The organism is Brevibacillus migulae, from assembly GCF_004521915.1.
Classification (GTDB): Bacteria; Bacillota; Bacilli; order Brevibacillales; family Brevibacillaceae; genus Brevibacillus_F; species Brevibacillus_F migulae.
In genome coordinates, this window is sequence record NZ_SDKD01000015.1 from 35,521 (window position 1) to 57,397 (window position 21,877).

Below are 21,877 nucleotides of genomic sequence, written 5' to 3' on the forward strand. Positions count from 1 at the left end.
TTTATCACTCTTTATCTCGTTCTCCCAACCATTACTTCACCATTTTTCCCATTCGTTTGGCCGCCTCGATGATCGGAGCGGCAAACTTTTGCATCTGCTCTTCTGTCAAACGGTTAGACGGCCCCGATACCGCCAAAGCCGCCACCAGCTTGCCGCTGCGGTTGAAAATGGGTGCGGCGATTGCAGCCGCGCCGATCTCGCGTTCCTCCACACTGGTCGCATAGCCGTGCTCCCGGATTTGCTCCAGCTGTTCGAGAAAGGAGTCTCGATCCACCGTCTCCGGCCACGATGAATCATGGAGCAGCTCCTGGAGAAAGCTATGATCGGCATACGCTACCAACACCTTGCTGGAAGCCCCTACGGCAAGCGGCATACGCGCCCCGATTGGCGCTACCCTGCGCACCGGCTGGTTGCTCTGAACAGCCTGGATGCGAATCCGCTCTTTTCCATCACGTACATACAAGCTGATGGTCTCTTCTAGCAGATCACGCAAGCGCTCCATCTCCGGCAGCAGCACGGTTGGCAGGTCATCGGAATGTCCGAGGTTGGCGGAAAGCTCCCAGAGCCGGAAGCCCAAGCGATATTTGTCCGTATCGGCATCCCGCAGCACAAAGCCCCTGCTTTCCAGCGTGGCGAGCAAGCGATGAACCGTGCTTTTATGCAGGGAAATGCGGCTGGCAATCTCCGTTAGTCCCAATTCTTTTTCGTCCGTAAAGCATAACAGGATATCCAACGCACGTTCGACAGCACGAACGGTTGATTTTTGTTCGTCCAAATCCCGACACCTACTTTTCAGGTTTCATTAGGTGAAATTGTGTTCTGCTATACAGTATAACTCATTGTCAGGATGAGGAAAAGTGCTTTTCCCGATGGGAAGAGGAAAAGAAGCAGCCAGCTCCCCCAAGGGAAGCGGCTGCTTCTGTGTTAGGACGTAATGATGAGATGGGGATTGTACCTTTTGACATACTGGTAGATCTGCTCCCCTCGCAGACTGAGCTCGCTCACCTTGATGCGGGATGCGGACAAATATGCTTCCAAGACCTGTATCCCCGCATCCATACGCCGTATCGCGGCTTCAGGTAACGTCAGCATGTGTGGAACAAGCAACTGTAAATACCATACTCCTAGGTGTTCTTCCGAGACGTCGATCTCCAACTGGACATCGTGATGTTCGAAGGCATACAGCTGATCAAAAAGCTCCGTGCGTTGGTCCACCGCCAATGACTCGATTGGTAAGCGAAACACGCGCAGATAATACTCTTCATCAAACAATACCACTTGCTCGTTGATTACCTGGTACTTTCGTTGCTGATGCTCCATTGCCTCCTCCTTTTTTAGACCAATGTACTTCCATCCATTAGTGCCTGTGCATCTTCCCGGGTGATCAGTACGGTCCGCGCTTTTCCTCCGCTTTGTCCAGACACATGTCCTTCTGCCTCCATCATATCGATGAGACGGGCGGCCCGGTTATATCCGATACGGAAACGGCGCTGCAGGGCTGAAGCCGATGCCTGGCCCTGCTCAGCCACATGGATGAGTGCTTCAAGATACAGCGGGTCATCTCCCATGTCAAAGGATTGAACCGATTGTTCCAAGTCCTCTTTGCTAAACAAATATTCCGGCTTGCGCTGCTTTTTAATCCGATTCGTGACGCGCTCAATCTCATCGTCAGAGACATAGTTCCCTTGCAAGCGCAGCGGTGTCGCGCCGCTTTCCAAAAAGAGCATGTCGCCGCGGCCCAGCAGTCGCTCCGCCCCGGACTGGTCGAGAATCGTCCGCGAGTCGATCTGTGAAAATACTGCAAAAGCAAGGCGAGTCGGCACGTTCGCCTTAATGTTGCCCGTGATGACATCCACAGAAGGACGCTGGGTGGCCAACAGCAAATGGATTCCACAGGCACGCGCTTTTTGGGCAATCCGGATAATGCATTCTTCCACATCCTGCGGGGAAACCATCATCAGGTCAGCCAGCTCGTCAATGATGATCACAATATAGGGAAGCGGATCGTTCGTTGTCTGATTGTAGCGTTCTATATCCCGTGCTCCCGCATCCACAAACAGCGTATAGCGTCGCTCCATCTCCTCTACCGCCCATTTCAAAGCGGCTGTCGCCTGTTTGGCATCCGTCACTACCGGTGTGACCAGATGCGGCAGATGATTGTAAGGAGCGAGCTCCACCATCTTCGGATCTATCAGCAGCAGGCGTACCTGCTCCGGCGTTGCCTTGTAGAGAAGGCTGACGATAATCGAGTTGATGCAGACGCTTTTTCCGGAGCCTGTCGACCCTGCGATCAATCCATGCGGCATTTTTTTGATATCAGTGACAATCGGTTCGCCGCCAATGTCCATCCCCAGTGCGATGGCAAGCGGCGATGGATGATTGCGGAATTTTTCCGATTCGATGATGCGGCGAATGAAAATCGGTTCGCTTTTCAGGTTCGGCACTTCAATCCCTACCGCGTTGCGCCCCGGGATTGGCGCTTCAATCCGGATATCCTTGGCAGCCAGATTCAGTTTGATATCATCTATCAAACCGGTGATCTTGTTCACCTTCACCCCTGGGGCAGGCTGCAGCTCAAAGCGTGTGACCGACGGCCCCTTGACGATCCCGATGACCTGTGCGCTGACATTGAAGTTGCTCAACGTATCCTCCAGCAGCATCCGTTGGATCTCCGTATGTTCATCGTCAACCCGCGTTGCTTGCGGAGAAGGGTCTAATAAGGAGACGTCCGGAAAGAGATAGCCAGAGTTATCGTTCTCCACCGGCGCCAAGCTTTCATGGGCAATCGGTGCGGCAGCCGTTTCCGGGATATCAACATGTGAAGCCGCAGCTGGAGTGGCCCCACTTACCGCTTCTTCCACACGCGTCGGCACTGCCCACGCAGCAGCAGGCGCTTCTTCCGCTTTCGTCGGCTCTACCCACGCAGCAGCAGGCGCTTCTTCCACTTTCGTCGGCTCTACCCACGCAGCAGCAGATGTTTCTTCCATCTGTGTCCCGTTTTCCAGTGCTTCCGCCTGTGCTTCCTCAGTCCGATGCCCCTCATTTACTGGAAGCTCTTCTTCCGACAGTGCTGGAGAAGGTGTTGGCTCCTCGCGCACCTGAACAGGCACGATTTCCTCTTCTTCTTCCCGAAAGGCAATCTCACTCTCTTTCGGTAAGACTGAAAGCTCTTGCTCTAATCCGGAGGTTCCTTCGCTATCCTTACTAACTTCAAGCTCTTCAAGTTCTTCACTCTCTTGTCGCTCCATCACCGGCATAGAAGGCATTGGCCAGTCTTTTGCAGGGAACGTCATCACGGATGGAGCTTCACTGTCCGCCGCTGATGCGGCTGCCGTTTCGGCTACAGCAGCAGTTAACTCTGTTTGCATAGCTTCAGCTGCCTGCGGTCCAGCCAGTTTCGCTGCAGCAGGAATCACCTGTGGAGCCGCATTTTCGCTGCCCGTCTCCATTGCGCCTGACAGCTGTTGGGACCGTTCTTCCGCATTGCGCTCGCCAGCCCGATCCATGGCCAGCAAAAGCTTCGTCCAGTTCGGCTCCGGCAGCTGTTTAGACAGATCCGGAATATTCTCCCGCTCCGAGAGCTGCTGGTTCATCCCAGCCGGTTTTTCATGGTCCGCGCGTTCACTTTCGTTTCTTTGCTCCCGTTCCGGCTTCAACCGGCCATAGATCGGCGATACGACCTCAGTTGGCGTATACTGCCTTTTTTCTGGTGTATATGTATGTGAACTTTTCTTTGGTTGTTCCGGCTTTGGCTGGAAGTGCTCTGCCCTGGGTGCGCTTGGATAATCCCGCTGTGCCGGCTCCGGACGCTGCCGCTTCTCTTTTGGCTGGTCCGGAATAACAGGAAAGCGGAAGTGCCGTTCTTTTTCACGGCTGCGTCTCGGTGTATTCGAACCCTCTCGTTCCCGCGGATAAATATTTTTCGTTTTTGCCTGCAGCTGACTGGAAGGATAGACAGACCGGCTTTCCCTAGCCTTTGTCTCAGGCTTGTCGAGTCCTTCTTCTTCCTCATCTCGAAAAAATTGCATCAGCTTCAGTAACCACGACCACATGTTGCTTCGTCCTCTCTGCTTGACCTTCAGCGTTACTTCTTATCATCTTACCAGAAAATGCGGTTTTGCGGTATTTTTGCGTTTTTTTGTTATCCACTGAAACATTTTTCCAATTCAAACGTTATTAATAGAGAGTGTTTTTGCCCATCTGGTTGATGAGGAGAAATTTGAGGAGGAAAAAGCATGATGAAAAAATGGAGCGTTCTATTCCTTGCGCTCATGCTGTTATTGGCTGGTTGCTCCGGTCAAGCATCGCTTGTAAGGGATACGGTTGTCGCATCGCTGGATCACCCCAACTACGATTACCAAACCACGTTTAAGCTTTCCGGAGACAAGGACAAATTGTTCAAGCTGGCAGAGGAAGAAAACGATCCGGAGTTGACAGCTATCCTGAAAGCGTTGGAAGCTGGATTCAAGCTGACTGGCTCCCAGCAGGACCTGCAAAAGGCAAAAATGGTTATTGAAATGAACGATGAACAAGTACTGCGCGATCAAAAGCTGTGGAGCGGCGATCAAAAGGCTTCTCTCGAAGTGCTGGTCGATACCAACGATGTGTATGTGAAGACGCCTCTCGATCAAAAGTACTTGCAGCTTTCCAACAATATCGATACATCCATTTCAGCAGAAGAAATGAAGGATTTTCAAGAAAAAGCTCAGAAGCTGACCCTTTCCTTCTTGAAAAAATACATCCCGAAATTTGGGTATAAGCTCAGCCAAGTAAAGAACCATGGCAAAGAAACTGTTAAACTGCCAAATGGCGAGAGCGTAGAGACCACTCATCTGTCCATTACCCTGGATATGAAAGAAATCATCCAATTGCTCCGCTATATCGCAGAAGATGCAACCACCAATGCGGAAGTGAAAAATTTCGCTGTCGACTTCCTCGTCATGACTGGTGAAATCGCAGAGAAAAATGATCCGACCATGAAAATGACTCCTGCCGAGCGCCGTACGCAAGCAGAAGCCATGGTGACTTTGGGCTTGCAGGAGCTGAAGCAATGGCTGGAGACCGAGGGTAAAGAGTATACCCCGGAAAAAATCGTTGAGCTCGCGAAAGAAGAAGGCATTGATGGCCTCAATCTGACGCTGGATTACTACATCGACCAAAACAAGCTGACGGTGAAGCAAGTCAGTGATTTCTCCATCACCGTAAATGATGAGACTCTTGACGCGAAGCCGGTTACATTTGGCTTTGCGGCAGATACACTTGCCTGGAACTATGGCAAGGCGACCGCGATTAACGTGCCAAAAGCAGCGGACGTCGTAAACTATGAGGATCTCAAGAAGGATGATAAAGCGTTGGAAGCATTCGACGAAAACGGCTTCCTGCGAGCGATCATTGATTTTTCTTTAGAAGAACAGGGCTATGAGGCCGACCTCGGTTCCATGATCCTTCCATAGAACGGAAATAGCAAAAGAGATGTCGCTCCTGTTTCGGAGGACATCTCTTTTTTTCTCGCTAGATGGGAGGATCAAGGTTTAGGGAAGTGATTCTTTTCATGTTGAGGCGGTTTATGCAGCAATTCCAATGTAGAGACCAGCGTCGCAAACTCTTCCTGGCTTAATGTCTCAATCTGCTGCACCTGTTTGAGCGCATTGTTTTTCAGTTCATGATGGACGCGATTGGATCGATCCCCCTGCTTGCTCATAAAATAATCCGACCAATGATTGGCGAAGTTCGCGGTCAATGCCCCCAACAGTCCGATCCCCGTCAGCATCAAAAAGGCCGCGATCGTGCGTCCGCTTCCGGTGACGGGCGAAATGTCCCCATACCCTACAGTCGTAGTCGTCACGATCGACCACCAGAGAGCATCGGAGAACGTCTGCACATTTTCGTTGACGCCCTTTTCCAAAAAGTAGATGCCGATGGAACTCCAGAGCATGATCATCCCTGCGATGGTAAAAATCCAGCGAATCGAAGGCGAATGCAGAAGACTCCACATAAAAGGAGAGGCACGCAAAATACGGATCAACCGGATCACCCGCATGAACCTGGCCAGATAAAAGAATTGATCAAACGGTATCATGGCAATGATGTCAAACCAGTTTTCTTTCAGGAACCGGCGCTTTTCCTTTGCCCTCCAGAGACGCATGATGAACTCTGCAAACAAAAAGATGAGCAAAAAGAGATCAATCTGTTGCAGCAGCTCCTCCGTCAATTCAGGATGATTCGCGGGATCGGCAAAAATCAAAAGGGCGTACGTGATGACGAGGAGCATGACAAACAATTCATACAAGATGCGTGCATACATTTCCGGGTCCCTCTTCCCTAACCAATTAAAAAAACTTGGCTACGCCAAGTCTTTGGCGGAGCTTAGTCGCTCTTAAAAACCCCTACAGTGCAAGCACTATTGTGCCATCCTGCAGGGGCTCTGACAACTAGTAACTGATTAACGCGGCCATCAGCAACCCAGCTGCAATACTGAGACGGGATGCGAAGATACCTACGGAAACATTTCCTTTGGGGATTTCGGATACGACACGAAACGGCGTCACAAGCTCAAACAGATAGAAAATCAGCACCTGGAAAACCGTGCCGAGAATGCCCCACACGACGAGATCAAGCAGACCGACTGAATTGTAAACCGCGGAAGCCAGCACGATCGTTAACCCGAGGATTTTCCCCCCCAGGTCATGCGCGGCCGCTTTTGCCGCTGCTACCTTTTGCGGATCATCCGTGTTCGCGCCATCTGCAATGAGCTGATATTCTTTATACGGCGTCGTATATAAAAAGACGAAAATGCCAAAGGCGAAGATCGGAATCGTTACTGCCAGATAGGTCAAGAAATTTAAAATGGATGGCCATTGAGAGCCCATGCTGCTCTCCCCTTTCTATTCATTTGGTATCAGTCCGATTGGAAGATAATAAGACAGATTGCTCGTAATTTTCCCACCCACTCTGGCGATGATCGCAGAAGGCTTTCCTCCCAGCAAAAAACTGCCCCAAAGCAAATGGCCTTCGTATCTGCCTTTGAGCGTATGTACCGAGACCTGGGGTAGCTTCACCAGCTGTTGATAAATCATGGGCTGCTCCCAGTATTCCTGCTCCATGTCCCGGGCAATGGTCTCCCCCTCCTGTGAATACAGGGTGACTCCTCCCCCTTCGCGTCCAAATATCGGCTTGGTCACATAAGCTGTCGAACCTGCAAAGCGATTTTCAAAATAGGTGGGAAGCATATAAGCATCGATGATGGCGTGTTCCTCTTCACTCCAAAACTGCCCCTCTTCATGCAGGCTCCAGATTAGTGCTTGCAATGCTTTGGTCTGCATCAGAAATCCAGTGGGCGGATTGATCACCGTCAGTCGCCTGCGCGCGATCAGATCCAGTACGTGCGCACCAGTCGGATACCCTTCCTCGTCTTGCTCGGCGGCCAGCTTTTCCAATGCGTGCAGGCGGTAAAGCAGATCAACGGGTATAAGTTCCTCCCCCACCTTGGCATACAGCCGATCCTGCCAGACACGCAAATCCGCTAAAGGGACAAAACGCCCTTCCAATCCGGAGTTCTCCAGCAGATAGCGGGTTGTCCCTGCATCCTCTTCATGCCAATCCAGTGAGCTAAAAACCACATGTTCTGTGGGAATATTCGCTTTTTTATACTCCTCCACAGCTTGCTGAAACGCCTGATGCAGATCATGCTCATGCCCTTGGTTGGGATTTTTTACGCCATAGTAACGGCACAGATGCTCATTCACATAAAATGCTTCCACGATCCCCGTCGGCGTATCGCTGTTAAATTCGAGCATCTTCAAACCTTCCAGCGTCTGGGCAAAATCAAAGCGGCCGATCACGGTCGGATAGGATAGCTTTGAGCGAAGCCGAACGGCCCCCCATGCTTCCTCGGGAATCCCCAGCTCGTGAAGCAACCGATCGTCTGCTTGCTGCAAGACGGGCACCACCCGTTGAAAAATCCGCCCAAGCTGAGCTGTCGCTGCGGCGATTTCATGACGCAAAGCGGAAGGAATCAAATGGATATCCGCCAGCGCATACTCTTCCTCATATAAATAGTCCCATGTAAAAATGCCGGCTTCACGCAGCGGCCGATAGATGTGCTCCCGTCGTTCACGGTACTCTTCTTTTCGCATCATGAGCTGGACGAACCGGAGCTGCCGATCCCGCTTTTCGGGCTGCTTTTTCCGCTTGAAACGTATTTCTTGCCGCCTGAGCTCACATACGTGCTGCCGCCGCCGGAACCGCCGTCGTCATCTTCTTCTTCGTAATAGGCATCATCCTCATATTCGGAATCATCGGACGCACATCCCGACGCGATCATGGCTGCCGCGACAAACATGATGGTCACCTTTGCCGTTTTACTGCCCACACACTTTCCCTCCTACCCGGTTGGTTTCGCATAGTAGACGTACACCTTGCGATCTTCGTCTACCTCTGTTGATGTTTTCTCCCACTCTTTTCCGCCCAGCGTGATGTAATCGCTTTGCAGGAGCAAAAGTGCATCATCATCCTCTGTAAACTGATAGAGATGCACCAAGGGATAATGAGCGGTATTTTCGCGGTATTCGCGCACTTCAATCTGCACGCGTCCCCAGCGCAAGCCAGCTGCATCTGTGTATGTTACCGCTTGCTCTTCTTCCGAGCGTTTCACATAGATCACGTAAGCATGCGGTTCAATTGCCGTGGAGGTCTTTTCGTAGACCTCCCTGCCCTTGACAAAATAATCGCAAGCAAACCGCAACGATATTTCGTCTTTGTCGATATGGTCATAATAGTACAGGACCGGGAAGTGATTTGCTTCATCCAGTTTTCGGTACTCCAAACGCGCCAATCCGCAACCCTCCTTTTCATATATGGCAGCATAATCTTTTACGATTCAGGGAAAAAAAGGTTTCGCCGCCCGCTCATCTGAGCAGACGGCGTATGTCCTCGTGGATGACTCCATTTGTGACAAGAAAGCTTGGCAGCTTCGCCTCATCGTAAGGCTCCTGCTCATACGGACTGCTATCCCAATACGTGATGACCGCCCCCGCTTCCTGTGCAATAAGAAGTCCTGCAGCCACATCCATGATGCCCGATTTGTGGAAGACAATGTAATCGATCCAGCCATGTGCCAGCAGACAAAAATCCAACGCAGGCCCGATATTGCGCATCAATCGTTTTGTTTCCAGGAAGAACGGCTTCGTAAATTCGTATTCGTCTTCCTTGGAAATGGATTCACGGCCACGGACATAGGTGCCAACTGCCTTCTTTCGTTCCTTGCGTGTATTGACCGCTAGTTTTTTCCCGTTTAAAAAAGCGCCCTTTCCTTTTTCCGCCCAGAACAGCTGCTCGGAAACGGGGTTATAGACGACCCCCAACACAATTTCACCTTTATATTGCAAGGCGATGGAGACCGAAAAATAAGGATAGCCAATGAAGTAGTTATTTGTGCCGTCCAACGGATCAACAATCCACAGATATTCGTCTTCGCGCTTCACCAGGCCAACTTCTTCCGAGATAATGGTATGCGTCGGAAAATGACGATGCAGCACTTCAATAATTCTCCGTTCGCTTTCCTTATCTTCCGGCAGCTTTACATCGTTATGGGATTCTAGATCAGGAAACAGCTGCTGCGTAAACCGCTCTTTGAGGTAAGCGCCTGCTTCCTTCGCTGCCTGAATGGCGATGTCGATCATCAATCAAGTCTCCTTTTACAGTCAAGATTTCATCATTTTCGAATGGTAACCAACATCACTGGCAAGTTCAATCCACCTCGCTTACATTTTTCAATATATTTACATTGCGTTCCAATTAGCAAGTGACTATGATAAAGAAATCACTCGGCTTATCCTAAAGGAGGTTTTAGACGTGAACAATGATTTTATCCGGCTGAAGAACCTTGAGGGAGAACTGAAGCTGACTCAAATGAATAGAAGCCTTGGAACGTCCGTCACCAACAAGGAATTGGTGTTTCATAAGCCCCACATGACTTACCACTTGTTCCTCGAGGACATTGTCAGCATCGTTCCATATTCACTCGATTCCCAAGTCGTAATGTTCCGCCAGAAGCATGAAATGATCCGCTCAGAGTTTGGCTCTGATTATTATAAAGTTACGGTAAAGTGGGCACGGATCGTAACCCGCTCCGGTGTCATCGAAAGAGAAAACATGGAGTTTATCGTTCCCTTGACAGATAAAATGCTGCAGTATATCGCTCAGTATTCCGGCCTTGTCGTGATTAAATAAGAAAAAGTCTCTGTTGCTTTGGATATCGATCCGAAACGAACAGAGGCTTTTTTCTTTTTACTTATGTAAAATCATAAACGTCGCGGTTCCATGTGCCAGCAGCCGGTCCCGCTCGTCAAACACGCTGCCTTGCAGGACGATCAGGGTCTGCCCGCGGTGAAGAATGGTGGCTTCCGAGCGGAGTGTCCCCTCCCTGCTCGAACGCAGGTAATTGACTTTAAGCTCCGTCGTCACACCGAACTGGTTTTCCGGCAGCGAACGATTGACCAGCGACCCCATCGTCGAATCGATCAAGGTGGCGAGAATGCCCCCATGAACAACCCCGAGCGGATTGTGCATAAAGGGAGTGATGGGTACGATGAACTGGTACGTCCTTTCATCCAAAAACTGTCCCGTAAGTCCCATAAAGCCGGAGAGAAATGCACTGTTTCGCTCCCTTTTTTGCTTGATCGCTTGCATGGCCAGCCTGAGAATTTCTTGTTCCTCCGCATTTCCCGTTTCGCAAATCTCCAACAGCTCTTCCCTCATGTACCTCACCCTTCTTACTCGCGATGAACGCCAAACATGAATGAACTCATTTTATCATACCCCTTCGACGATTCAATCTGAGCGAATGTTCAGAGTTTTAAGGTTGTTTCTGTTTGCCGGACAATGGTAAGATAATTCAAACATATAAGATTCAAGAGGGAGGAAGCTGGGACCATGGCAAGAATGCGAAGTGATATGATCAAGAAAGGTTTTGACCGTGCGCCGCACCGCAGTTTGTTGCGCGCTGCCGGCGTGAAAGAAGAGGATTTTGACAAACCGTTTATCGCGATCTGCAATTCATATATAGATATTATTCCTGGACACGTACATCTTCAGGAATTCGGAAAGCTCGTAAAAGAAGCGGTCATCGCTGCGGGCGGCGTTCCATTTGAATTCAATACGATCGGTGTCGATGATGGCATCGCGATGGGCCATATCGGGATGCGTTATTCCCTGCCCAGCCGCGAAATCATCGCAGACAGTCTGGAAACCGTTGTCGCTGCACACTGGTTTGACGGCATGATCTGTATTCCGAACTGTGACAAAATCACTCCAGGTATGATTATGGGTGCTTTGCGGGTCAATATCCCAACCGTGTTTGTCACAGGCGGTCCGATGAAGGCGGGAAAAACGAGCGACGGCCGTTCCATTTCCCTCTCCTCCGTTTTCGAGGGTGTCGGCGCATATCAATCCGGACGCATTGACGAGAAGCAGCTGACGGAGCTGGAGCAATATGGCTGCCCGACCTGTGGGTCCTGCTCCGGTATGTTCACCGCCAACTCCATGAACTGTCTGGCAGAGGTGCTCGGTATTGCCCTGCCTGGCAACGGTACGATATTGGCAGTATCGGAAGAACGCCGCGAGCTGGTCAAAGCATCCGCGCAAAAGCTGATGCATCTGATCGAAAAAGATATCAAACCGCGCGATATCGTCACCCTCGACGCGATCGACGACGCATTTGCCCTGGATATGGCGATGGGCGGGTCAACCAACACCGTTCTTCATACACTGGCGATCGCTCATGAGGCTGGCATCGATTATCCAATCGACCGCATCAATCAGGTCGCTGAGCGCGTGCCATACTTGTGCAAGCTCGCACCGGCTTCCGATTACCACATTGAAGACTGCCACGATGCAGGCGGTGTGTCTGCTATCCTGAAAGAGCTGTCCAAGAAAGAAGGCACGCTTCATCTGGACCGCATCACGGTTACGGGCAAAACATTGGGTGAAAATATTGCCGACGCGGAAATCACCAATGACAATGTGATTCGTCGTCTGGATAATCCATATACACAAAAAGGCGGACTTGCTGTGCTTTTCGGCAATCTCGCACCGATGGGCTCCATTATCAAAACAGGCGGCGTTGATCCATCCATCAAACGTCATGAAGGTCCGGCCATCTGCTTCGACTCCCAAGAGGAAGTGCTCGAAGCGATCGCTAACGGAAAAATCAAAGAAGGCCATGTCGTCGTCATTCGTTACGAAGGTCCAAAAGGAGGACCTGGCATGCCGGAAATGCTGGCACCTACTTCACAGATCGTCGGAATGGGGCTCGGCACCAAGGTAGCGCTTATTACGGACGGTCGTTTCTCCGGCGCTTCCCGCGGCATTTCTGTCGGTCATATTTCTCCTGAAGCGGCTGAAGGCGGTCCGATCGCTTTTATTCAAGATGGCGACATCATCAGTATCGACATCGAAGAACGCTCGCTTGAACTCCATATTTCTCCGGAAGAAATGGCCAAACGCCAAGCGGGCTTCCCCGGCTTTGAGCCGAAAGTCAAAACCGGCTATCTGGCCCGTTACTCCAAGCTGGTCACCAATGCCAGCATGGGCGGTATTCTCAAGATTTAAGGGATTCGCAACGTGATCCGTTTTTCGATAAGAAAGAGCACCCGTCAATGCTGGGTGCTCTTTCGCTATGTGAGAGATTCCTCTTTATTTTCAATATTCAATCTGTTTGCAGACTAGAGAACCCGTCTTGCAGTTACCATTCGTTTTTCCCAGTTGCTGCCCTTGAATGTGCTGAAGGTAACGCCTGGTTTGCCATACGTATGAAGAATCTTGTTATTTCCTGCGTAGATGGCTACGTGGGTGATTCGGTTAGAAGAACTGCCTGAGGAACGCATGAAAATCAAATCCCCTTTTTTCAGCTGGCTCTTCAACACTTTCGTTCCTTGCGTAGCTTGCTGACGGGATGAACGCAGCAATTTCACTCCTACTGACTTATACACACGCTGTACAAATGATGAGCAATCAAAATACTTTGTCGTGCTGGAGCTTGCCCCAAACTTATATGGAGTATGGAGATAATCCTTACCTTCTTCAATAACCTTGTCCGCTTTGCTAGCAGAGTACGCGTATGCCGCTTGGTCTTGACCGGTAACGGTCACTCCTGTAAATACAAAGGCTACAGCTAAAGAAACATTCAGAATTCTCTTTTTCAAAGTCATGGTAGATAGCTCCTCCCTTTTTCGCCATTATGATTGGCTGTGTCTCTCTCTCGTCCATAACTCTACCATGAGTTTTGTAGTCCTTTACATTCCCAAACTTTTTCCAATCTTCCTTTTTTCCATTGGATAATAATGGCCATTGACACGTTCTTTCCCATAAAATCAGGGATTCCGGCAAATTTTCTGATAATATTCCACCCAGTAATTACTAATGCAATCTACTAAATCTTGCTATGAAAAAAAGGCGATTTTTTGATACTCATGCGTTTTTTACTCCTGTCTGCAAGTAAATCTATCCATTCAGCTGCATTTTCAAAGGAATGACTTGAAACAAAGGCATGTCCCATATACAGTAGAAGAAGCTTTTCTTTTTTCTTTATCTATCATCTATCGCGCATCAAACAGGAGGTTATCATGCGTTTACGCAATATTCCGGGCGTCGAACAAGCCCTGCTGCAATATCCGACGTTCATCGAGAAGCCCTTGGAATACAAAGGGCGCTGGCACGAATATTTCGGGAATCACCATCCCATCCACATCGAGATCGGCTGTGGGAAAGGAAGATTCATTACCACCCTGGCGGCCAAGCACCCTGAGATTAATTTTATCGCTATCGAATTGAAAGCAGAAGTGGTTTTTCGCGCCGCTCAACGCACCGAGATGCGTGAAATTCCGAATCTCGCTTTTGTTCAATATAATGCGGAACTTCTGACAGAACTGTTTTCGCCGGGTGAAATCGATCGCATCTATTTGAACTTCAGCGATCCGTGGCCGAAAAAACGGCACTACAAACGTCGCCTGACCTACAAGAGCTTTTTGGACACCTACCGTCAAGTATTGAAAGAGAATGGCGAAATCCATCAGAAAACAGACAACGAAAAGCTGTTTGAATTCTCGCTGAATCAGTTTGCCAATGAGCGATTCCAGCTGCGCCATATTACCTTCGATCTGCATCAATCCGAATTTGCGGAAGGTAATGTCATGACTGAATACGAGGAGCGCTTTTCCAAGCGTGGACAGCGTATCTACCGCACAGAAGCGATCAATATCCCGCTTGGTTGATCGACACGGCATCTCCATACAAAAACCCCCGCTATATTCGTATAACGGGGGTTTTTGGCGCATATTCGTACGCTAGGATGAAACGCTGACAAGCTCGATTACCTTTCCGCCTGTTATCCCCACAAGCTGCACAAACGATACGGGCAAAAGGCTTTCGGCGATGCCTGCTGCGGTATAGACTCGATCAAAGCGTGACAAGGATGCATCAATAAAGATCGGCACTTCTTGTCGCAAAGCGAAGGGACAAACCGCTCCTACCTGAAACCCGGTAATCTCCTCTACTTCCTGCGGCGTTGCCATTTTCACATTGCCTCCGCCCAGGAGCTCTTTGACCTGTGCGTTGCGGATCCGCATGTCACCCGCTGTTACAAACAGCCCATAGCCCTGGCTTGTGCGAAACAGGAGTGTCTTGGCAATCTGCCCGGTTTCCACACCCAAGACGGCAGCAGCCTCTTCGGTCGTTTTCATTTGTTCAGAAAAAAGGATCGGTTCCAGCTGTGCATCGAAGGCTTGTACAGCGGTTCGGACACGTTGGACCTGCTCCGGTGCGATCATACGAACTCACTCCCCGCAATCTTTTACGTTCATTCTAACATGTTTTCCATTCTTTTCCGATATCACTTGTAGGAGGGGCAATCATGGACAACGCTCAATTTCTGCAAGAAAAAATCGCCTATTTACATATACATTCCCAGCAAAATGATCTGGCTTTCTACCGTTTCTTTACCGAAAAGCATCCCAAAGAGGCAGTAGGCTGGCTGCATCTCGCCCGCGAGTGGGAGCAGCGCGGAAAGCCGGAATTGGCTTTGGAAGCCTATCGTCAGGCTCTGCGCTGCAAGCCGGATTCGTATCAGGAGGAAGCCCGCGAAGCTTACCATGTGCTATTACGTTCTGAAAAGCGCCTTTTGCGCCGGCAACGTACGCGCCGTGGAATCGCCTCTTTACTGCTGCTTCTGTTCGGCCTGCTGAGTCTGCCCAATCCCGCAGGAGGACCTGGAAGCCCGGCAACGAAGCCAACCGTTTCGGCTAGTCAAACCACGAAACATCGTAACCATACGGAAGTGATCGCCGTCCCTGCAAATATGACCAGCGAACAAGCGAGAGCGCATATCAAAAAATACTTGCTCGCCCAAAGACCTACACCAAAGCAACCATTTTCATTGCTCATCGTTCCCGAATCCGTTGGAACCCCTTTGTTTACCCCGCTGACCTTTTACAGGCCACAACAGGTGAAAGGTGTGCTCCGCTATGATCCGGCGACCCAGTCTTTTCTGACGCAAAAATGGTACCCGCTGAACTGCAAATGCGAAAATGATCCCGCTATCCTCGCAGCGAAGCAAACACATAGAGAAGAACAGCATACCCTTGAACAGACGTTGATTTTACGCAATGCGCTCTATCACCATTACCAACGCACCGGCCGCTTGCCCGACACACTCTCGGCACTCGCAGGCTCTTACCCAGCCAACTCATTGCCCGCATTGCCCGTTCACACTCCCAAGGCCGAAAACAACGGTTGGACGTATACGCCTACAGCCTTTCAACCCGAAAATCCTTGGGACAGTCTGTCAAACGTCTTGCCTGTCCCCGGTTATCCTGAGCCTGCTACCCCGTTGGAGCCCTTGCAGATCGTCGTCAATCTTTCCTCTTACCGGATGACGCTGATGAGTGGTTCCCAACCGGTCAGAAGCTATCCGATTGGCATTGGCAAACAGTCCTCGACGCCTGAAGGCTACTTTCAGATTCAGCAAAAAATCAATCAACCACGCGGACATGATCACATTTACGGCACGCGGGGCATGATTTTCCACGCAGGGGACTATGCGATTCACGGCACAAATGCTCCGAAAAGCATCGGAGCCGCCATGTCGCTTGGCTGCATACGCTTGCTCAACCCGGATGTCGAGGAATTGTATTCATTCGTCACCCCTGGTACCGATGTGATCATATCCGGCAAACCTGCCGCATTTCCTGCCTGGTCCAACCCCCAGCGATTCGTTCTGCCAGCTGGCCCGGAGGAAGAGACACCCAGCATTGTCTATCACTGGCTGCAGTAAATCGACTATCCGCTTTACCGTAATCAAAAGCAAAAGCACCCTGTGTGAATGAATTGCTTCAGGGTGCTTTTTAGCATTTTCCAGAAAATAGGCAATACCCATCGGACTTCTACCCAAGCACAATCATTCTGGATGGAGTAAAGGAGTTTTCGGTTAATCCCTATAGCATCGCCAGAATTGGCATATTTTCCTCAGGCTTCAAAACAAGAATTTCCATACAAACTCGTGGATTTGCCAGTGGCTCTTTTATTTATCAACAAAACTAACGCTCAAAATCGAATAATGGAAGGAAGGTCTGCTGAAATGCAGGCTTTCTTTATATCCTTCTTTCTCTTTCTAGATAAAGTTAAAAAAGACCTAGGGAGCAGTTTCCCTAAGTCTAGTATGTACGTAAGATGTCCCAAATCTGCCGTTTGGCTACATAACAGCCATCACGCGCATCTCAGGATATCTTTGTGTATCCAACTGTTTGACATAAATAATAGGCACGTACAAAGTCTCCGTAAGCCACGTTCTGTTCTCCATTGTGCTGATCACGGAAGCCATCCTCGCACAACGAAGGAGAATCATCTGTCTCACACCAGCTCTGGTGTGCTACTCCTCCGTTCATTTTCCATTGGAGTAGTTCCCCTACCAAATTTGGGTTTCTCGCAGAGGGCGTTTACCTCGTTCCACTTCCCATGTTTCCATGGGAACTACGTCACTGTGGCACTTTCAAGGTATTCAGGACATATCCAAAGGACTTAGCCCTTTTCCCTGGCGTAAGCTTTTAAACAAGCTTCCTAGGGTTATTAGCCCTAGCCTCCATACTCCAAGCATCTCAGCTTGGACGAGCGTGGACTTTCCTCAAGAACAATCGTTCCTGCGATTCTCTTCGTTTAACTTTGTACTACGCTTCAATGTCTTTTCATTCTTGACCACCGGTTGATGGCCGGATTAACAATATAGCAGATAATGAACTTTTAAATCAATGGCCAAATTTATGTAAATGGCTGTGTGTACTACAGCTCACGTTTCAGCAACATTAAAGCATTCCGGCACAGAACATCGTACGGGGCTTACATGCACTTGACCCTCACCTTTATGTAAGTACCTGTAATAAAAGTGCATACTTACAAAATCGCGTTGCAATTTTTATACTCAAGATACTCATTACGATTCCTAAAGGAGGACAAATCTTTGAAAACTCTTGTTATCGTCACACACCCAACCATAGATACATCCGTCATCAATAAGCGATGGGTAGAAGAACTCAAAAAATATCCGGAAAAGTATACCGTACACGAATTGCATAAGGCATATCCTGATGGAAACATAGACGTGGAAAAAGAGCAAAAATTGGTTGAATCGCATGGTAATCTGGTTTTGCAGTTCCCGATATATTGGTTTAACTGTCCGCCTCTCCTTAAAAAATGGCTTGACGATGTTTTAGCTTATGGATGGGCCTACGGTTCAAAAGGGGATGCAATCAAGAATCGTAAAGTTGCTTTGGCCGTATCTGCCGGAATTAGAAAAGAAGATTATCGTCCAGAGGGAAGGTATCGCTATACACTTGAACATTTATTAGCCCCTTTTGAAACGACCTTCCTCTACTGCAATGCTGATTATCGTTCCGTTTTTGCGTTTTATGGCACAGAAAAAGCACCTGGTGAAAATGTGCCTGGGTCGGAAAATGAAGGACCTGCAACCGAACTGGAAAAAAGTGCACAGGATTATATTCATTTTATCGATAATTTGTAAAGGTAAAGAAAAAGAAGTATTTCCTAGTTCAGGAGATACTTCTTTTTGATTGAACCAACATTACTGTGCCTGCCGCTTTACAGCTTCCTGAGCTGGTAAACGGTTTTTCTCCCCCCACTCGCACATCATATTCAGCACAGGAATGAGAGAAATCCCTCTTTCAGACAATGAATATTCGACTTTTGGTGGGATTTGGGGATATTCCTGACGTATGATAAGACCATCTGCCTCCAGCTCTTTTAACATAATGCTTAGCGTCTTAAAGGAAATGGTTCCGATACACCGCTTCAGCTCATTAAACCGCATAACCTTTTTTTCGGACAGCCAATACAGGACGATCATCTTATATTTACCGCCAATTAAGGACAAGGTGTATCCAAAGCCGGTTTCTTTTAGTTCCACACCAGTCGGAACACAGGTATCATCCAAAGTCTACACTCTCCTTTTGATAAGTATATGATACAAATATATATACTCCACAATAATTCCCATTATGGAACCTTATTGAAAAGATGTAAATGGACACAAAAAATATCTCAATGGGGAGGTCGTTTTCTGTAACTTAGGGAACGGCTTTTTGTTAATCAACCTACAGGAGCCTTTCTCGGTCACTTCATCGAAACAAAAAAGCAGTGAACCGAATTGGCTCACTGCTAGGATGTTTCTGTTATTCTTCCATTTGGCTCAAGGTTTCTTCTTGCTGGTTATCTCCTTCTGGATACCAATAATCCAGAACCTTGCCCTGCAAGACCTTGCCTTCAATGAATTCTACCTGTTGCTCCGTAAAAGCGGGTGTCCAGTCAATCTCCAGTTCTGTCGCCAATTTCACCACAGTCAATAGCTCTGACCAAGCCACGTAGCGCTTATACCAAAAAAATTGTGGCTGCTCATTCATATATGGGTACAAGTCGTCAAATTCGGTGTGCTTGCAATCGAGAGCCCGTTCGAAAGAGACCTTGGCCGCTTCCACTTTTTGCAGGAAAAACGTTTCTAACTCTTTTTTCGCGATATTTGACATCCTTCTTCCCTCCCGTGGCTGTTCTCTCTAAAACCATTCAGCAGCACTTCTTGTGACCTATTGTACCATGAGCATCGTTATTCATAAATAGTTGAAAACTTGTCAATGTTGTAGAAAAACTGGATGTTATCCGTTGCCATTCCTATTTCCATTGCCGTTTCCGTTACCATGGCCATTCCCACCCTCGGAATTTTGCTCATCTGCGGGAGGTTGATCGGTATCAAGCCATGGCGGCGTTGCATTGTTATCGCCTGGATTGTCTGATGAGCCATTGCCATCCGATTCTCCATTGCCGTCGGTTTCCCCATTGCCATCGCCCGATCCATCGCCATCTACAGGCTCTGCTGGCTGACCTTCTTCAGGATTTTGGCCATCGCCTTGTTGATCCGGGTTATCTCCTTGCCCAGCGTCTTCCCCATCTGGCGGAAGCTCCCCGTCATCCCCCGGAACGTTTTCATCGTTATGCAAAGCGCCGTCCTGCAGCAGATTTTCAAGCTGGGACATATTGACATCCTTCGGTTCGGAAGGTGTTCCTTCCTCGCCATTTTCTTTTCGCGGAATGATCAAATACTTGTATGGAATCGGTTCATTGATCGAGTCCATGAATACGGTATCGGTCCACCCGCCTTGGATCAGTTCCTTGTTATCGATCGAATCCTTGTAGCGGTAGATATCGTAGCTGACATAGTCCTCCTCGCCGCCAATCCAGCTAAGCATGACTTTCAGCTCGCCATCTACCATGGTCATATCCGCCGTCAAGGTAAGAGGATTCTTTGCTTCCTCTTCTTTTTTCTTAACCTCTTCTACCCCTTGCGGCTTCTCGAATTCGGTCACCTTCCGGCCTTTCAGTCCTTCGGTGAAGACCGTTTTAAACAGTTTGGCAGGCAAGTCGCTGCCGTTGCGCAAAATATGCTGCTTATCCTCTTTTTCGAACCCCATCCACACTGCCCCGACGTATTCCGGGGTATAGCCGACAAACCAGACATCCTTGTTATCCTTTGTGCTGTTGCTGATACCGGATTGGGTCGTTCCCGTTTTTCCTGATACTGGGCGGTTCATTCTCGCCGCTTTCCCCGTACCCTGTTCCACGGCAGCGCGCATCATAGTATGCACGTCCCATGCCGTTTGCGGCTTGATTACTGGGGTCTGCTTCAACTGTACCGTCTCCTGAATGCCCAGCTTATCTTCCTTGATGCTGACAATGGCATGCGCTTCCGACATGATTCCGCCATTAGCGAAGGCCGTATATGCTTGGGCCATTTTCAGGGGAGAGGTTCCGGTATGCAGCCCGCCGAGCGCGATTGCCAGGTTGCGGTCCTCTGGATCCAGCTTGATGCCAAAACGCTCTACGTAATTCATGCCTGTCTTCACGCCGATCTGATCCAACAGCCAGACTGTCGGTACGTTCAGGGATTGCTTCAACGCTTCCGTCATCGGAATCGAGTCGCTGTATTTATTGTTGTAGTTGCGTGGTTTATATCCGTTGAAATCCTGCAATTGGTTGCTTAATGGATAGTACGGATGATATTTGTCATCGCTATCCAATGCCGGTGCATAAGCCACAATCGGCTTGAAGGATGAGCCGGGCTGGCGCTTGGCATCGACCGCATAGTTGAAGCCTTTGGCCACGTAGTTGCGTCCGCCCATCATCCCGGCGATTCCGCCCGTTTTCGGATCAACGGCGATCATCGCGGCTTGTGCCGGATATTTCGCTCCGTCTTTCGGGAAGTTCTTTGGATTGTTGAAAGCTGTGACCATCGCGTCTTGCATTTGCTTATCCATGGCGGTGTAAATTTTCCAGCCGCCCTTGTACAGCATGGCTTCATCAATGCCGTATTTTTCCTCGGCTTCGCTGATCACATAGTCCATGTAGGCGCGGTATGCCGCATTGTTCTGTTGATCCGCGACCTCTCTCGGTTCAGGCATTGGCTCCTTCTGGGCAGCTTCCTTTTCTTCCAGCGTGATCAGCTTTTGCTCGTACATGACACGGATAATGGTATCCCGGCGCTCTTTTGCCAATGTTTGATCCCCATTTTTGTCACCAAAGGGACCGTAGTAGGAAGGTGCTTTCGGGGTAGCTGCCAATGCCGCTGCTTCGGCAATTGTAAGCTGGTCTCCTTCCATAATCGATTTATCGAAGTAAACCTTAGAGGCAGCTTCAATCCCGTAAGCCCCTTCGCCCATATAGATTTTGTTCAAATACATCTCCAGGATCTGTTCTTTGGTATATGTACGATCCAGGTTGATGGCAATGCTCACTTCCTTGGTTTTCCGCCAAAATGTCTTTTCATCGGAGAGGAATACCTGTCTTGCCAATTGTTGGGTAATCGTACTTCCGCCTTCCTTGGCGGAGCCTGTTTGAATATCTTTCAAAATTGCCCCGGCGATCCGGACAAAATCCACGCCATTGTGCTCAAAAAACCGTTTGTCTTCAATCGCGACAAATGCTTCAATCACGTGCTTCGGAATTTTATTATAAGGAACGTAATTGCGATCTTCTTTCATGTGCAAGGTGAACACCGGATTGCCATCTTTGTCGTACACGACCGAGGCATCCTTTTTCAATTCATCCAGCTTTGACATGTCGATCATTTGCGCGCCTGCATACAGCAAGGCGAAATAACCGCCTACCACACTCAGCAGCAAGCAAGCTGCAAATGAAACGACCAACATGAGCCATCGATTCTTCTTCTTGTTGGTTTTCTTGGCTTTTGCCATGATGTACCTCCTGATTTCTTTCCTCTCCCACAGTCTAAGACGCATCCTTACCCGGAAAAGTTTCTGTTTTTCTT

The 21,877-nt window shown here is 49.2% G+C and carries 21 protein-coding genes and 1 other RNA gene; 6 read left to right on the plus strand and 16 right to left on the minus strand.

All coding sequences use genetic code 11. The features are described from left to right. Window positions 1–31 precede the first annotated feature (31 nt). From EIZ37_RS16960 to EIZ37_RS16970, 3 genes are all read right to left on the minus strand, one after another. Window positions 32–775: an IclR family transcriptional regulator gene (locus tag EIZ37_RS16960; protein ID WP_134685956.1), complete on the minus strand. Its 744-nt coding sequence runs from the start codon at window positions 773–775 to the stop codon at window positions 32–34. Window positions 776–924: 149 nt separating this feature from the next. After that, window positions 925–1,320 carry a hypothetical protein gene (locus tag EIZ37_RS16965; protein ID WP_134685957.1) on the minus strand — a complete coding sequence of 132 codons (396 nt, stop codon included), beginning with the start codon at window positions 1,318–1,320 and terminating at the stop codon, window positions 925–927. A gap of 14 nt (window positions 1,321–1,334) precedes the next feature. Beyond that, window positions 1,335–4,052, minus strand: coding sequence for a DNA translocase FtsK (locus EIZ37_RS16970; protein ID WP_134685958.1), 2,718 nt, complete (start codon window positions 4,050–4,052; stop codon window positions 1,335–1,337). A gap of 183 nt (window positions 4,053–4,235) precedes the next feature. Between EIZ37_RS16970 and EIZ37_RS16975 the strand changes: the two genes are divergently transcribed. After that, window positions 4,236–5,453 (plus strand): hypothetical protein, encoded by a 1,218-nt coding sequence (locus tag EIZ37_RS16975; RefSeq protein ID WP_134685959.1) that lies wholly within the window; start codon window positions 4,236–4,238, stop codon window positions 5,451–5,453. Window positions 5,454–5,524: 71 nt separating this feature from the next. Here EIZ37_RS16975 and EIZ37_RS16980 read toward each other — a convergent pair whose 3' ends face one another. From EIZ37_RS16980 to EIZ37_RS17005, 6 genes are all read right to left on the minus strand, one after another. Then, window positions 5,525–6,304, minus strand: a complete 780-nt coding sequence (locus EIZ37_RS16980; RefSeq protein ID WP_134685960.1) for an ion transporter — start codon at window positions 6,302–6,304, stop codon at window positions 5,525–5,527. A 127-nt stretch (window positions 6,305–6,431) separates the two neighbouring features. Beyond that, complete coding sequence (locus EIZ37_RS16985) at window positions 6,432–6,869, minus strand: DUF350 domain-containing protein (RefSeq protein ID WP_134685961.1); 438 nt, start codon at window positions 6,867–6,869, stop codon at window positions 6,432–6,434. Window positions 6,870–6,884: 15 nt separating this feature from the next. Continuing rightward, a complete protein-coding gene (locus EIZ37_RS16990) occupies window positions 6,885–8,135 on the minus strand; it encodes a glutathionylspermidine synthase family protein (protein WP_407921150.1) in 1,251 nt (416 codons plus the stop codon). Next, window positions 8,135–8,371 (minus strand): hypothetical protein, encoded by a 237-nt coding sequence (locus tag EIZ37_RS16995; protein WP_235828075.1) that lies wholly within the window; start codon window positions 8,369–8,371, stop codon window positions 8,135–8,137. Before EIZ37_RS16995 ends, EIZ37_RS16990 begins: the two co-directional genes overlap by 1 nt. Window positions 8,372–8,383: 12 nt before the next feature. Further along, a complete protein-coding gene (locus EIZ37_RS17000) occupies window positions 8,384–8,833 on the minus strand; it encodes a hypothetical protein (RefSeq protein ID WP_134685963.1) in 450 nt (149 codons plus the stop codon). Between the two features lie 73 nt (window positions 8,834–8,906). Then, the gene (locus EIZ37_RS17005; protein WP_134685964.1) at window positions 8,907–9,680 is read right to left on the minus strand and encodes an inositol monophosphatase family protein; all 774 of its coding nucleotides are present in this window, start codon (window positions 9,678–9,680) and stop codon (window positions 8,907–8,909) included. Window positions 9,681–9,852: 172 nt separating this feature from the next. Between EIZ37_RS17005 and EIZ37_RS17010 the strand changes: the two genes are divergently transcribed. Next, window positions 9,853–10,230, plus strand: a complete 378-nt coding sequence (locus EIZ37_RS17010) for a hypothetical protein (protein ID WP_134685965.1) — start codon at window positions 9,853–9,855, stop codon at window positions 10,228–10,230. A 57-nt stretch (window positions 10,231–10,287) separates the two neighbouring features. Here the strand turns inward: EIZ37_RS17010 and EIZ37_RS17015 are convergent, their stop codons facing one another. Continuing rightward, a complete protein-coding gene (locus EIZ37_RS17015) occupies window positions 10,288–10,758 on the minus strand; it encodes a PaaI family thioesterase (protein ID WP_134685966.1) in 471 nt (156 codons plus the stop codon). Window positions 10,759–10,932: 174 nt separating this feature from the next. On the opposite strand from EIZ37_RS17015, the gene ilvD reads away from it, so the two are divergent. Then, the gene (gene ilvD / locus EIZ37_RS17020) at window positions 10,933–12,609 is read left to right on the plus strand and encodes a dihydroxy-acid dehydratase (RefSeq protein WP_134685967.1); all 1,677 of its coding nucleotides are present in this window, start codon (window positions 10,933–10,935) and stop codon (window positions 12,607–12,609) included. Window positions 12,610–12,722: 113 nt separating this feature from the next. On the opposite strand, the gene EIZ37_RS17025 is transcribed toward ilvD, so the two are convergent. Continuing rightward, window positions 12,723–13,208 carry a C40 family peptidase gene (locus tag EIZ37_RS17025; RefSeq protein ID WP_134685968.1) on the minus strand — a complete coding sequence of 162 codons (486 nt, stop codon included), beginning with the start codon at window positions 13,206–13,208 and terminating at the stop codon, window positions 12,723–12,725. Between the two features lie 414 nt (window positions 13,209–13,622). Here EIZ37_RS17025 and trmB point away from each other — a divergent pair, with 414 nt between their 5' ends. Next, entirely contained in the window at window positions 13,623–14,270 is a 648-nt protein-coding gene (gene trmB, locus EIZ37_RS17030; protein ID WP_134685969.1) for a tRNA (guanosine(46)-N7)-methyltransferase TrmB, read from the plus strand. Between the two features lie 72 nt (window positions 14,271–14,342). Here the strand turns inward: trmB and EIZ37_RS17035 are convergent, their stop codons facing one another. Then, on the minus strand, window positions 14,343–14,825 hold the full coding sequence (locus EIZ37_RS17035) for a YbaK/EbsC family protein (protein ID WP_134685970.1): 483 nt from the start codon (window positions 14,823–14,825) through the stop codon (window positions 14,343–14,345). A gap of 83 nt (window positions 14,826–14,908) precedes the next feature. Here EIZ37_RS17035 and EIZ37_RS17040 point away from each other — a divergent pair, with 83 nt between their 5' ends. Continuing rightward, a complete protein-coding gene (locus EIZ37_RS17040; protein WP_134685971.1) occupies window positions 14,909–16,327 on the plus strand; it encodes a L,D-transpeptidase family protein in 1,419 nt (472 codons plus the stop codon). Between the two features lie 498 nt (window positions 16,328–16,825). On the opposite strand, the gene rnpB is transcribed toward EIZ37_RS17040, so the two are convergent. After that, an RNA gene (gene rnpB, locus EIZ37_RS17045) (RNase P RNA component class B) lies at window positions 16,826–17,207 on the minus strand. 299 nt (window positions 17,208–17,506) lie between these two features. Here rnpB and EIZ37_RS17050 point away from each other — a divergent pair. Then, window positions 17,507–18,067: an NAD(P)H-dependent oxidoreductase gene (locus EIZ37_RS17050; protein WP_134685972.1), complete on the plus strand. Its 561-nt coding sequence runs from the start codon at window positions 17,507–17,509 to the stop codon at window positions 18,065–18,067. Between the two features lie 60 nt (window positions 18,068–18,127). Here the strand turns inward: EIZ37_RS17050 and EIZ37_RS17055 are convergent, their stop codons facing one another. The 3 genes from EIZ37_RS17055 to EIZ37_RS17065 all read right to left on the minus strand — a co-directional run bounded on the left by EIZ37_RS17055 (window position 18,128) and on the right by EIZ37_RS17065 (window position 21,803). Next, entirely contained in the window at window positions 18,128–18,496 is a 369-nt protein-coding gene (locus EIZ37_RS17055) for a winged helix-turn-helix transcriptional regulator (RefSeq protein ID WP_134685973.1), read from the minus strand. Between the two features lie 238 nt (window positions 18,497–18,734). Then, window positions 18,735–19,085: a hypothetical protein gene (locus tag EIZ37_RS17060; protein WP_134685974.1), complete on the minus strand. Its 351-nt coding sequence runs from the start codon at window positions 19,083–19,085 to the stop codon at window positions 18,735–18,737. 126 nt (window positions 19,086–19,211) lie between these two features. Next, on the minus strand, window positions 19,212–21,803 hold the full coding sequence (locus tag EIZ37_RS17065) for a PBP1A family penicillin-binding protein (RefSeq protein ID WP_167568959.1): 2,592 nt from the start codon (window positions 21,801–21,803) through the stop codon (window positions 19,212–19,214). Window positions 21,804–21,877 lie beyond the last annotated feature (74 nt).